General features: G+C 45.8%; 17 protein-coding genes. 5 read left to right on the top strand and 12 right to left on the bottom strand.

The window, feature by feature from the left end; all coding sequences use genetic code 11:
- Positions 1–15 precede the first annotated feature (15 nt).
- The 6 genes from FS736_RS10400 to FS736_RS10375 all read right to left on the bottom strand — a co-directional run bounded on the left by FS736_RS10400 (position 16) and on the right by FS736_RS10375 (position 4393).
- The gene (locus tag FS736_RS10400) at positions 16–750 is read right to left on the bottom strand and encodes a ZIP family transporter (RefSeq protein ID WP_144476567.1); all 735 of its coding nucleotides are present in this window, start codon (positions 748–750) and stop codon (positions 16–18) included.
- Between the two features lie 63 nt (positions 751–813).
- Positions 814–1338 (bottom strand): GrpB family protein, encoded by a 525-nt coding sequence (locus FS736_RS10395; protein ID WP_144476564.1) that lies wholly within the window; start codon positions 1336–1338, stop codon positions 814–816.
- Positions 1335–1583, bottom strand: a complete 249-nt coding sequence (locus FS736_RS10390; protein WP_144476561.1) for a YqkE family protein — start codon at positions 1581–1583, stop codon at positions 1335–1337. The genes FS736_RS10395 and FS736_RS10390 overlap by 4 nt, the downstream gene beginning before the upstream one ends.
- A 152-nt stretch (positions 1584–1735) precedes the next feature.
- Positions 1736–2404: a 3-oxoacid CoA-transferase subunit B gene (locus FS736_RS10385; protein WP_144476558.1), complete on the bottom strand. Its 669-nt coding sequence runs from the start codon at positions 2402–2404 to the stop codon at positions 1736–1738.
- Between the two features lie 29 nt (positions 2405–2433).
- Positions 2434–3123, bottom strand: a complete 690-nt coding sequence (locus FS736_RS10380; protein ID WP_144476555.1) for a CoA transferase subunit A — start codon at positions 3121–3123, stop codon at positions 2434–2436.
- A gap of 82 nt (positions 3124–3205) precedes the next feature.
- Entirely contained in the window at positions 3206–4393 is a 1188-nt protein-coding gene (locus tag FS736_RS10375; protein ID WP_144476552.1) for an acetyl-CoA C-acetyltransferase, read from the bottom strand.
- A gap of 149 nt (positions 4394–4542) precedes the next feature.
- Here FS736_RS10375 and FS736_RS10370 point away from each other — a divergent pair, with 149 nt between their 5' ends.
- The 3 genes from FS736_RS10370 (at position 4543) to FS736_RS10365 (ending at position 6757) form a co-directional block, all read left to right on the top strand.
- Positions 4543–5445, top strand: a complete 903-nt coding sequence (locus FS736_RS10370; protein WP_144476549.1) for a hydroxymethylglutaryl-CoA lyase — start codon at positions 4543–4545, stop codon at positions 5443–5445.
- 73 nt (positions 5446–5518) lie between these two features.
- Positions 5519–5650 (top strand): hypothetical protein, encoded by a 132-nt coding sequence (locus tag FS736_RS25150; RefSeq protein WP_260983579.1) that lies wholly within the window; start codon positions 5519–5521, stop codon positions 5648–5650.
- 171 nt (positions 5651–5821) lie between these two features.
- Positions 5822–6757: an alpha/beta hydrolase gene (locus FS736_RS10365; RefSeq protein WP_144476546.1), complete on the top strand. Its 936-nt coding sequence runs from the start codon at positions 5822–5824 to the stop codon at positions 6755–6757.
- 251 nt (positions 6758–7008) lie between these two features.
- On the opposite strand, the gene FS736_RS10360 is transcribed toward FS736_RS10365, so the two are convergent.
- Entirely contained in the window at positions 7009–7554 is a 546-nt protein-coding gene (locus FS736_RS10360; protein ID WP_144476543.1) for a hypothetical protein, read from the bottom strand.
- 85 nt (positions 7555–7639) lie between these two features.
- The gene (locus FS736_RS10355) at positions 7640–7969 is read right to left on the bottom strand and encodes an iron-sulfur cluster biosynthesis family protein (protein WP_144476540.1); all 330 of its coding nucleotides are present in this window, start codon (positions 7967–7969) and stop codon (positions 7640–7642) included.
- Between the two features lie 146 nt (positions 7970–8115).
- On the opposite strand from FS736_RS10355, the gene FS736_RS10350 reads away from it, so the two are divergent.
- Positions 8116–8331, top strand: coding sequence for a CDGSH iron-sulfur domain-containing protein (locus tag FS736_RS10350; RefSeq protein WP_144476537.1), 216 nt, complete (start codon positions 8116–8118; stop codon positions 8329–8331).
- A 53-nt stretch (positions 8332–8384) separates the two neighbouring features.
- Here FS736_RS10350 and FS736_RS10345 read toward each other — a convergent pair whose 3' ends face one another.
- Positions 8385–8723, bottom strand: coding sequence for a YolD-like family protein (locus tag FS736_RS10345; RefSeq protein ID WP_144476534.1), 339 nt, complete (start codon positions 8721–8723; stop codon positions 8385–8387).
- 21 nt (positions 8724–8744) lie between these two features.
- Entirely contained in the window at positions 8745–10004 is a 1260-nt protein-coding gene (locus tag FS736_RS10340; protein ID WP_144476531.1) for a Y-family DNA polymerase, read from the bottom strand.
- A 223-nt stretch (positions 10005–10227) separates the two neighbouring features.
- On the opposite strand from FS736_RS10340, the gene FS736_RS10335 reads away from it, so the two are divergent.
- Positions 10228–10419: a YqzH family protein gene (locus tag FS736_RS10335; RefSeq protein WP_144476528.1), complete on the top strand. Its 192-nt coding sequence runs from the start codon at positions 10228–10230 to the stop codon at positions 10417–10419.
- Between the two features lie 87 nt (positions 10420–10506).
- Here the strand turns inward: FS736_RS10335 and FS736_RS10330 are convergent, their stop codons facing one another.
- Entirely contained in the window at positions 10507–11298 is a 792-nt protein-coding gene (locus FS736_RS10330; RefSeq protein WP_144476525.1) for an SDR family NAD(P)-dependent oxidoreductase, read from the bottom strand.
- 11 nt (positions 11299–11309) lie between these two features.
- Entirely contained in the window at positions 11310–12275 is a 966-nt protein-coding gene (locus FS736_RS10325) for an MBL fold metallo-hydrolase (RefSeq protein ID WP_144476522.1), read from the bottom strand.
- Positions 12276–12660: the final 385 nt, after the last annotated feature.

Raw genomic sequence — 12660 nt, 5'->3', positions numbered from 1 at the left:
AATTCTAGCTTTTCTTTAAGCCAGCAGCAGCAAGATTGTATAAGCTGCCAGGCCTGCCGCAAAGGACCAAAAGTTGCTTTCCCTCTCTTCCGGCAGCTCTTCCTTCATGACATTCAGAATGACACCGCCGGCCAGCAATGCGAAGAGGACGGCAATGATATTTTCATGCACTTCCACCATTACGCCAATCGCCCATCCAGTTATGATTGCACCAGCCAGCAGCCATCTTCCAATCCTATCATAAATCTCCTTATGTGCCTCCCTGAGAGCATGATCACTTGTGATGAAGTGTACCGCAAGGGAGATGAAGTACAAAACCAGCCCTTTGATGGACTCTTGTTCTCCATGCAGCAATAGATATCCAATCAATCCGTTGTAAAGGAAAAAGGAGGTTATATGAATCCAGAACACACCCTTTGATGTCCGGTTCAGATTATTCTCTTCCTGCTGTTTTTTCTTTGATGTTTTAACCATGCGCTCCAGTCCATAAAAAAAAGCCAAACCAAGCATTGCGACAATATATGTATGGTTCTCAAAGAACATGAGGGCTTGTGACTGAATATTACGATCCAGTATCTCATTATGCTTATTCAGTTCAGGAAGCAAGTGGATGAAGACGTACGCCACCGAAATGCCGCCGGCTGCTGACAGCAGCCTGCTTCTCGGTACGTTATCAAGAAATGGTAAATATCTAGAAAATAGATGAACGGCAACAAAACCTGCTGCCAGGATGAAAGTTGTAAAAATCATGTTATTGCTCCTTTGCCGCTTTTTATTTAGTTGCCCTTTAGCATTGGAAGCAAAACATGTTCTTTACAAGGGTTTCCAGAGTCTCGCTTTTTCCTCTATCTCCAATACAGTTGGAGACTTTGCAGCAATATAGGATTCAATCTCATATTCATATTGACGGGCTGCTTCTTCCTTCACACTTGCGTACCTGGCTGCTTCTTCTGGATGGGACCTCAAGTAATCACGGAAAACTAAATGCCTGTATAGTTGATGGCTGCCTTTTTCAAACGCATGCAGATGCACTTTTCGAATCCCTTTTTCATCACATTTTTGAAAATATCGCCGGCCTGGAATGCCATTTTCTCCCCGGGCATCGTATCCGGCAGTCTCAAGTGCAGGGGTGGCCTTTTCTACTGATTCGAGGCTTTCTGCAGCTAGCATGATGTCAATGATTGGCTTGGCGCTCAGCCCGGGGACAGAGGTACTGCCAATATGGTGGATTTCAGCCTCTGTCTGGTTAAAAACTTCGGCAATCAGGTTTTTCTCTTTCTCAAAAAGAGTTTTCCATTCGGCACGATACGGGACAACTTCTACCCTTCGTTTTTTCATTTGAACTTTTTCCAATCCATATCACTTTCGGAAAGCAGTTCTTCAAAGGACTTGTTCTTCTCTTTTAACCGTTGTTCTTCTTTTTTCCGCTGCAAGTCGGCCTGCTTTTTCTTTTCTTCTTCTTCTTTCAGCTCTTGCTGCTGAGCTTTTAGTTTTTGCATGATATCCTGATTCAGCAGGTCACCTAATGTTGCCGGTTTCTCGTCTTTTTTTACTGGCTGCTGGCGTTTTTGTTTTTTCTTCATGATTGATCCCCCGGTTCTATGCATTTACTGAGTTCGGCTCATTTGGCAAAGCCGTTTTGTTAAAAGATTATACCACCGGAAGCTCATTTTTGAAATCAGCTGCCGCTAATAAAGAAGGAACGCCCCTTTATATTAAAGGGCGTTCCCGATAATCAGTATGCGTCCAGTTTTACCGCATCATCCACCTGCAGTTCTGGTCCAGTTGATTTAATAACATCCTCCACTGTGTATCCTGTTGCTACCTCAACGAGTTTCAGCCCGAATGGCGTCACATCGATGACCGCCATATCGGTGATGATGCGGTTCACCACGTTTTTGCCTGTTAACGGCAAGCTGCATTCCTTGAGGATTTTCGCGTCCCCATTTTTGTTGACATGTTCCATGATCACGATGATCTTCTGTGCACCGTGGACCAGATCCATGGCGCCTCCCATTCCCTTGATCATCTTCCCCGGAATCATCCAGTTCGCGAGGTCACCAGCTTCAGAAACTTCCATGCCGCCAAGGATGGCAATATTGATGTGCCCTCCGCGGATCATCGCAAAGGACTCTGCAGAATCAAAATAAGCTGATCCTGGAATGGCTGTGACCGTTTCTTTTCCAGCGTTGATCAGATCGGGATCAACGCTTTCTTCTGACGGATAAGGCCCGATTCCAAGCAGTCCGTTTTCGGACTGGAGCACAACCTGTTTATCGTCAGAAATGAAGTTTGCCACCAATGTCGGCATCCCGATCCCGAGGTTTACGTAAAAACCATTCTCGATTTCTTTTTCAGCCCGGCGCGCGATTTTTTCCCGGACATTCCCTTTATTTTTAATCATATGCCTTCTCCTTTCATGATCAGCCAGATTTAACTTCTCACTGTCAGCCTTTCAATCCTTTTCTCCTGATTGCCCTCAATCAGTGTCTGGACATAAATGCTTGGAGTATGGATACTGTTTGGGTCCAATTCGCCCACTTCATACAGGTTCTCTACCTCGGCAATCGTGACTCTGCCGGCAGCAGCGATCATCGGATTAAAGTTCCTAGCGGTTTTATGGTAGACGAGGTTGCCCATTTTATCGCCCTTCCAGGCACGTACAATGCTGAAATCCGCTGTCAGCGCTTCTTCAAGGAGGTATTCCTTGCCATTGAACATGCGGGTTTCTTTTCCTTCAGCGATTGGCGTTCCCACACCAGCCGGCGTATAAAAAGCAGGTATACCGGCACCGCCGGCCCTGATTTTCTCAGCAAGCGTACCCTGCGGAATCAATTCGACCTCGATTTCGCCAGACAGCACCTGACGCTCGAATTCTTTGTTTTCGCCAACATATGAACCTACCATTTTTTTGATCTGCTTATTTTTAAGGAGCAGTCCAAGCCCCCAATCGTCAACTCCGCAGTTATTCGAAATGACGGTCAGGTCTTTTACCCCTTTTTCAACAAGCGCGAGGATTGCGTTCTCAGGAATCCCGCAGAGACCAAAGCCGCCAACCATTAAGGTTGCACCATCATGGATATCCGCTATGGCGTCTTGAAAGGATGCACAAATTTTTTTCATCGTTCTTCCCCCTTTTGACTATGTTCGCACCTGCACTATTTTCGTGCCGGAATGACTATTAATCTTTTAAAAAGTGATAGAATCAGACGAGTTCCACTACAGTAGCGACACCCTGTCCGCCGCCAATGCATAGTGTCGCAAGGCCAGTCTTTGCCTGTCTGCGTTTCATTTCATGAATCAGCGTAACAAGGATCCTCGCGCCGCTCGCCCCAATTGGGTGGCCCAATGCGATTGCGCCTCCGTTGACATTTAAAATTTCCTTATTGAAATTCAGTTCGCGGTCAACTGCAAGTGACTGGGCAGCGAACGCTTCATTCGCTTCAATCAGCTCCATCTGGTCCATTGTCATGCCCGATTTCTTCAATGCTTTCTTTACCGCTTCAACCGGACCGATCCCCATGATGCTTGGGTCGACACCCGCGCTTGCGTTCCCTTTGATCACGACAAGCGGTTTAAGTCCAAGTTCATCCGCCTTTGCCCGGCTCATGACAACCAGAGCAGCAGCTCCATCATTGATTCCTGACGCGTTACCTGCTGTTACGCTGCCATCTTTTTTGAATGCAGGACGCAGTCCGCCAAGCTTTTCGGCCGTTGTCCCCTTTTTCGGATATTCATCTGTGTCAAATACGACTGGATCGCCTTTTCGCTGCGGAATTTCTATCGGGACAATCTCGTCCTTAAATTTGCCTTCCTCAATGGCCTTGGCTGCCTTTTCCTGGCTGGAAGCGGCAAACTCGTCCTGCTCTCCCCTGCCAATCTCATACTTGGCACAAAGGTTTTCAGCTGTAACCCCCATATGGTAGTCATTGAACGCACACCACAGACCATCGGAAATCATGCTGTCCACGAGCTTCTGGTCGCCCATCTTGAACCCATCCCGGGCATTTTTCAGTAAATAAGGCGCCTGGCTCATATTCTCCATACCGCCGGCTACGACAACATCAGCATCTCCGGCGATAATCGCCTGTGCAGCCAGATGGACAGCCTTCAAGCCTGAACCACAGACTTTATTGATGGTCATAGAGGAAGCGCTCTCAGGAACTCCCGCCTTAATGGCTGCCTGTCTCGCAGGGTTTTGTCCAAGTCCAGCCTGGAGCACGTTACCCATGATGATTTCATCTACCTGTTCCGGTTTGACTCCTGCCTGCTTCAATGCGTCTTTGATGACCGCAGCCCCTAGCTCCGGAGCGGAGATATTTTTCAAGCTTCCATTAAAGCTGCCAATTGCTGTTCTTACTGCAGCCACGATTACTGCTTCAGTCTTGCTCAAAGTGCTCACCCTTTCTCAGATCTTCACATTTTTATTACTTCGATTGATTTGAATCAAATCCCTTTTATTTTATCAAAATTTTATTTATTCTTGCATTTTTAAAAATATTCTATTTACAATTAAGATATCTTAAGAGGAGGGTATGTCTAATGCTGCAGCTTCCCAAGAAGGTAGAAATTATTGAAGTCGGCCCAAGAGACGGGCTGCAAAATGAGAAGAATTTCGTTCCGACTGAAGTTAAAAAAGTATTTATCGGTTCCTTGAAGGATGCCGGAATCAAAGAAATGGAGCTTACATCCTTTGTATCTCCCAAATGGGTACCGCAAATGGGGGATGCGGCGGAGATTGTCGCAGATTGCCTTGATGAAAACACCAGGAATATTGTGCTCGCTCCAAATAAAAAGGGAATTGAACGTGTCTATATGACGGATTGCAAAGCCGTTGCTGTATTCGTCGGTGTCAGCAACACTTTCAATCAAAAGAATATCAATAAAACAACGGCCGAAAGCCTTGCCGAAGTGCTCCCGCTGATTTCTGAGCTGAAAGCAAAGGATTATTTTGTACGCGCCTGCATCTCTACCGCCTTTTATTGTCCATATGAAGGCAAGATTGCTGAAGAAGAAGTTCTCGCACTGTGCGGCGAATTCGTTAAAGCTGGAGTGGATGAACTGAGTGTTGCCGACACGATTGGCATGGCGGCTCCCCACGAGTCTTATTCTTTATTTTCCAAATTGATTGATGTGTATCCGGATGTGCTCATGACCGCGCATTTCCATGATACAAGGAAACTCGCGCTGTCCAATATCCTGGCCGCACTTCAGGCTGGTGTCACTCGTTTTGATACGTCTGCCGGGGGACTTGGCGGCTGTCCGTTCGCCCCTGGCGCTGCCGGAAATGCTGCGACGGAAGATGTTGTCTATATGCTTCAAAGGATGGGCATCCAAACCGGTGTTGATCTTGATAAACTCACCCAGGCAATAGAAGTCATTCAGCCTCATATATCGAGGCCGATCGAAAGCAGTTATTTCAAGCTCAATTCCGTCAATGTTTAACTTTTTTGCATAAGCTCCTGTCCCTGAATCCATCTTATTAGATGAAGTCATTTTGATGAAGGGAGCCTTTAACATGAGCCAAAAACGTGACAAGGGTTACAGCCAGCAAGGCAAACCAAATGCTGACACAGTCAAGCAGCAAATTGCTGCTGAGGATCTCGAAAAAGCCATCCATCCGACAAAGGGACAAAATTCCCAGCAATAAGCGTAATTAATAAGATTTTTCTGACCGCCCTGGCCGGCGGTTTTTTCATGTTTGTATTTCACATATAATGGTAAAATAAAGAAGTGTTCCTTTTAAAGTCGAAACAACAGGAATGCCTGCCTTTATCGGCATTGGTTCATCTGGGAATATCCGTTGATCGGAGGGGTTAGCATGAAGAAGGCGTTCCGTGTGTTATTTTCATTTTTACTGTTACTTGCCTCACTTGGCGTATTCATATCAAATAAAGTCATGTTTTTAAAAAAGAAGGATGACGAGGAGATTTTCAACCGGGAAACGGAGGCCGGCCATTTGGTGCCTGACGAGTACGATGCCCTGCCAAAAAGGGAAGTTACCATCCCTTCATCCTTTGGCTATGCATTGAAGGCTGTCCTTGTTGAACCGCATGACACAAACCGTTATATTATCATTGCCCACGGTGTTACCCAGAGCAAGACGAATTCCGTAAAATATATGAATTTGTTCTTGAACAGAGGCTTCAACGCGGTTATTTACGACCATCGCCGCCACGGTGAATCCGGCGGAAAAACCACAAGCTATGGCTATTACGAGAAATTCGACTTACAATCAGTGGTAAACTGGCTAAGAAAAGAAAAAGGACCGGACCTCCTGCTTGGCATTCATGGAGAATCCATGGGTGCTGCGACCTTGCTTCTGTATGCCGGGATGCTTGAGGATGGTGCCGATTTCTATGTAGCTGATTGCCCATTTTCCGACTTCAGCGAACAGCTCGCCTACCGCATCAAGGAAGAAGTCAAGCTGCTGCCGCCAAAACTATTGCTGCCGGTTGCCAATCTGTTTGTCCGCATCCGTGATAAATACTCCTTGAGTGAGGTATCGCCGATTGCGGTTATCGAAAATATCAAGAACCCAATCCTGTTCATCCACAGCCGCATGGACGATTTCATTCTGCCATCCATGACCGAGGCTTTGTTTGAACAGAAACAAGGACCAAAGAAGCTGTTCATGGCCGAAAACGGCCTCCATGCCCAATCCTACAGCCAAAATCGGGACCAATACGAAAAGGTACTCGATGAATTCCTTGAGGAATACGTCTTTGCGGGTGATGGAATTGTTGCTGCGGACTGATAACATGATATAACTCGCCTGTCTCGGACACTTTTGTTCGTTTTCGGGTTCTGTATGTCCGATAGCTCTGTTCTATCGGACATTTTTCTCTCGTTCCGGCTTCCATTTGTCCGATAGAGCCCTTTTATCGGACTCTTTTCTCTCGTTCCGGCTTCCGTTTGGCCGTTAGAGCCCTTCTATCGGACACTTTTCTCTCGTTCTGGCTTCCGTTTGGCCGATAAAAAAAGACTGGCTCAACTGGAGCCAATCTTTTACTGCTTTTCTCCCTGGCGGTCGATTTCTTTGCCTTCAGCGTTCAATGCCCTGACTTCTTTATAGTCGCCAATGGCGTAATAGTAGCGTTCGTTTTCTTTTTCAACGATTTCTATTTTGGTGAATTTGCCGTCTGGTCCTGCAGCTTCAATTGCTTTGATATCCGGATTCAATACTTTCCCGAAAATAACCGGAATTTTTACATCCAAATTGCCATCTTCTTTAAAAACCGTGAAGGCATCGACATACAGGAGCATGAAATCATTTTTATAATAAGTCCAGTGGTTGTGCCCTGCATTTTCCCAGCCTTCTTTTTCGCTGCCCTTGATATAGGCGACGGCCAGCGCATCGAATGTTTTTGAGCCCTCTTTTTGTTCTGTTGTGTAAAAGAGGAGCCAGCCATCCTCCACTTCTTCTTTGTGGATGATTTGTTTGATGTTGAACGGAATATCGTTTTCGATTGCTTCTCCTGCAGTTTTATAAGCACACGCTGACAGTACAAACGTGCAGATCATGATCATGGCTGCTTTCCACAATCTCCTCATCTCTCTCCCCTGCCTTTGCACCAAACTTCTATGTAATTCTACAACTCTCTCTCTATTTTACCCTTTTTTTCAATTTTTTGTAAACTTATAGTTTTGTTTTATCATAAAAACTCATTCTTGGATTCAGATACTCGTTCGGGCTTTTCAACTGGAAGCATCCGTTGGTTTCTTTGAAGTCCAGCGTCATTTCCTCAGCAAAGAAGACTTCCTTCGCTTTTTCGATATAGATTGGGATACCTCCTGTTTCTATTCGGTGCTCTTCCCCTTCTTTTTCACTTTCAAACCAGAGGGCAGCCACGCCATTCACTGCACAGCCGCATCCGTCTATATCGTATTTTAATTTCACATACCCTTTTTTGTCTGCGATTTTTTCGCTCAGTTTATTTGATGCTGCTTCGGTGATTTTCAATTTCATGATTGCACTCCCTTTCCGAGATTTCATTTTACCATACAGGTGACTTTTTTACGTTTCACAGCCCTTATGTGAAAATGTCTTGCAATTTTTCTGTTTAACTTTTAGTATCAAAGATAATTCTGACAACTTGAAAGGGGTGCTTTTTTTTGTCAAAAGTGACAATTAAGGTGAATGATAATGGATCTTTAAGGATTTCCGGCGATGTAGAGCTGCTGGATGGAGCCGGAAATAAGTATGAGACAAAGCCGGCGTTCTCGCTTTGCCGCTGCGGTATGAGCAAAAATATGCCGTTCTGCGATGCTTCTCATAAAGGGAAATTCGAGTCGGCTGTGCGCGCGCCGCAAGCTGAAGAAACGGAATAATGTACTGAGGGCAATGGACATCCATTGCTCTTTTTTGTGGGGTGGGTTGCTGGCTACCATTCGTCTGCAAGCCTGACATCCGCAATTGCCGAGATTCCAATGCGATGAATCTCCTCAAAACGATCGATAATATGGAGTTTCTGCCCAAGCTCGTTCCAGTAATGGATTTTCCCGATCACCAGTTCATACTTGCGGTGGCGTAAATAAGTGATGCTGACGGGCCGGTTATATTCCATCGCTTCGAGAATCGTTTCATTCAATTGTTCAAGCTGCTGTTCATCCAGCTGCTTCTCTTTTTCATATTGATCTTCCTGGGCCCAGTCACGGAGCATTTTCACATGTTCAGGCAGCATCATCGATGTCCACTTGATTCTTCCGCGGTCACGTATCATCTTTTCTCCTCCTTCAAATTATCAGCCCTTATGTCCGCCAACGAGTGCAGCCCGGTGCCTTGCTGTTCCGGCTGCCGTATAGGAAACCGCCCTCAGGAGAGCCGTGGATCCATAACGGCTGCGGATCCGGTCCATCGCATAGCCAAGTTCTTTCTTTTTCCAGCCATTCTTCTCGAATAAATCGAGCTGGAACTCACTGTCCGTAACGAGATTCCCAATCGATATCGAGATGCTCCGCACCGTTTTTCCAACGTAGTTCTCTGCAAAAAGTTCAAGGCAGACACGATACACGTCCATCGTAATATTGGTCGGCTCCTCAATCGTCCTTGACCGGTGGAAGCCGCCGCCAAATTCATCCTGGCTGTAGCCGACCCCGAAGCTGATTGTCCGGCCTGCTTTTCCATGGCTTCTGGCCCTGCGTGCGACTTCTTCACACATTTCGAGGATGACATGCTTGATTTCTTCCTCTTCTTTGTAATCCCGAAGCAGGATTTGGCTTTTCCCGAAGCTGATCTGCCCTTCCATGATCGGAGCGCCAATATCGGAAAAATCGATTCCCCATGCATGCCAGTACATCTGGTTGCCCATGATGCCGAATTTTTTCTCCAGGATTTCAAGGTCATAACGGGCGAGCTGGCCGACTGTGAAAATCCCCATGCTGTTCAGTGTTTTTTCGACGCGGCGGCCAATTCCCCACATATCCCTCAGCGGTGAGACATTCCACAGCTTTGTCTGGACATCATCATAGGTCCATTCAGCAATCCCTTTGTGCTTGGCATCAAGGTCAAGGCATAATTTCGACATCAGCATATTCGGGCCGATCCCGACTGCGCACGGAAGCTGGAACTCGCGCTCGATATCATCTTTGATTTTTTTTGCGATGGAAGCAGCGTCACCCCAAAGCTTAGAGGCACCGTCCACTTTTATGAAGCTTTCATCGACACTGTAGGTATGGATCGCTTCCTTTGGGACATAGCGATTGAATACGCGGGAGATTTCAGTGGAGATTCGCAGGTATGTTGACATTTGCGGATCAACGACGACAATTCGCGGATCGTCGGGAATTTCAAACTTGCGTGATCCGGTCTTGATGCCAAACTCCTTTTTCAAACGAGGTGAGGCTGCGAGGACGACACTCCCGGGACGATCGAGATTCCCGACGACAGCCAGGTAACAATCAAGAGGATCAAGGCCGAGCATCACGGCAGAACAGCTCGCATAGAAGCTTTTCATATCCACACATAAAATTTTGTTTTGCGGCATTTCGCTGTAATCGAGCATGTCTTCCCTCTCCTTTCGGCAAGTTTTCAAAAAATAAGAACGTTTGTTCCGTATCGTTATACCCATTATATTAAGCGAATATGCGTTCGGTTTCAATGGAAATTTTCCGGGTGACTGACTTAATTAAGGTGAAAATGGGGAGTCGTCCCAGGATTGGAGATTTTTGCGAAGGGTGTTTCCCATGAGGATTTCCGATTATAATCAGGGAAAGAGGTGTATGACGATGGATAAAAAACTCATTCGCAAAATGGTCCAAAAGTGCTTTGTGCAGTATCGGCATGATGAATCGCTCCCATTTGGAGAAGCTGAATTCGAAGAAATATATGAAAAGATCGCTGGAATGAAAAACGAGGATCCCGAGGCGGATTTACATGACATCATCAATGATGCGGTTTATGAATTTATTGTTACCTAAAATAGGGCCAACATAGAATAGATTAATCTTTAATACCGTCCGTTCATCAATTTAAAAAACCGCCAAAAAATCTGGCGGTCTGGAAGTTTACTTTTTATTGAAGATATTTTTGCCAAATAATTCAAAAGTCCGGGGAAACAGGGCATAGAATTTGCTGCCTGCGTTCATCCATCGCGGCAGATTGATTTCCCTTGTCTTTGTCATCATCCGGTCGACTACCTGCTTCGCCACATATTCCGGCTTGAGCATGAACCTTTTGACACTTTTCACATACGTCCCCTGCTTATCCGCAATATTAAAGAAGTTGGTCTCAATCGGTCCCGGATTGACAGAAGTGACAAAGATTCGGTCATCAGCAACCTCCATGCGAAGACTGTTCGTGTAGCCGAGCACCGCATGCTTTGTTGCCGAGTAGACACTCGATTTTGGCGTAGCTATTTTGCCTGCCTGGGAAGCGATGTTGATGATATGGCCGCTCTGCCGCTGCTTCATGCCTGGAAGAACCATGGAAGTGCATGCAATCAAGCCGACCACATTGACATCGAACATCGATTTTATTTCATCCATTTTCACTTCGTGGGCAAAATCAAAAACGCCGAACCCTGCATTATTGACCAATATGTCGACATAGCGGATGTCAGAAAGCACCTCAAAAAAAACTTTCTTGACTGCTTCTGGGTCTGAAACATCCAGCTGCCGTGCATGGATATTAATGGCGTACTTCGATTGCAATTCTTTTTTTAATATTTCCAGTTTATCGATACTCCGGGCCAAAAGGACAAGATTCGCTCCACGCGCAGCGCAAAGCCTGGCAATCTCAGCCCCGATTCCGCCCGAGGCACCGGTGATAATAATATTTTTCCCTTTTAAAGATTGCATCCACTTTCACCTCATTTTGCTGTATAAACGAAGGAGGTTCCTTCTTCCCTGGCTGAAATGGCATCCAGGGATTGTAAATAATCAAGTTGTCCGACGGTTTCCGAAATCGTCAGGTTCAGTTCACGTTCATATACCGTCGGGAAAAGCAATTTGCAGATCTCAAAAACAGTAAGCTCCCTGCCCCCGAGCATTCCTCTGACCTGCATGGCACGGTCGTGCTGGCGGGCGAGCCTCTTTTCAATCAAGTTGTGCAAATCCGTTATCTCCGTTCCATGACCAGTGTATACCAGTCCTATCGGGTACTGCTGCAGTTTTTTCAAGGTTGCATTATATTGGACCAGCGGCTTCGGTCTTTCTGTTTCACCTGGCAGCGGCGGTTCGAGCAATGGATTTGGCGAAATTCCGGCAAGAATCGTATCACCAGCAATCATTGTGCCGTCTTTTTCACGCAGCAGCACAATATGGCTCTGTGCATGTCCCGGTGTCTCGATCACCCTCCATCCCGGCAGTGCCGGGGGAATGTCATTTTCTGAAATAGTCCCGGTCAACGAGCGATTGCAAGAAAATACTAATGTCTTTTTCATGATTTTCATCGATGGCACAAAAAAATGATCAGGTATTGCCGACTGCAAGAAGAAATTCTCATAGAATTCCTGATGTTTCTTCTCGAATTCCGAAGTCCTGTTAATCCACCTTTCATTCAGATGATGTCCATAGACCTCAAGATCTTGTGAAAGGTAGTCCAGCATTCCAACATGGTCCGGATGATCATGTGTCAGGATGACCTGCTCGATATCTTCCGGCTTCAGTTTCAAATCAGCCAGCTGGGATTTGAACGACTCCCAGGACTCTTCCGTTTTTGTACCCGCATCAACAAGTGTCAACCTGTCCCCTTTTACTAAATATGCGTTCACATCACCGACCGGGAAAGGAGTCGGCAAAGTCAGTTTGGCAATTCCATCTTTCCATTCAGCCATATTATCTATACACCCCAAAACATTATTTTTCTATAAGGTAAAGTGATTGTTTGTTCAAGAAATCATTCAACTTTATTGGTCCTGGTATTTTTTCAATATAAAATAAAGTTTACCTTTAAAATGAACAAAAGTCATTATTTTCAACTTTTACTTTCAGAAAAAACTAAAAACTTTTTAATTTTCTCTTGACACAGAGGTTGTCTTTCTTGCATAATCACTATTAAAATTTCGTAAACTTTTCAAAAGCACTTGAGCAAGACGAGTAGACAGGAATGGTGTTAGAGAGTGGAGTCCACCGGCTGAAAGGCTCCGCGGCCCTCTTCATGTTGAAACCTACCTTGCGAGCTGCCAGGCAAACCTGGACGTATACCGGCGTTAACGGATG

Origin of the sequence: Cytobacillus oceanisediminis 2691 (genome assembly GCF_007678455.1) — a bacterium.
Taxonomy (GTDB): domain Bacteria; phylum Bacillota; class Bacilli; order Bacillales; family Cytobacillaceae; genus Mesobacillus; species Mesobacillus oceanisediminis_A.
The sequence above is the reverse complement of the archived record's forward strand: the minus strand, read 5'-3'. Positions and strand labels throughout refer to the sequence as shown.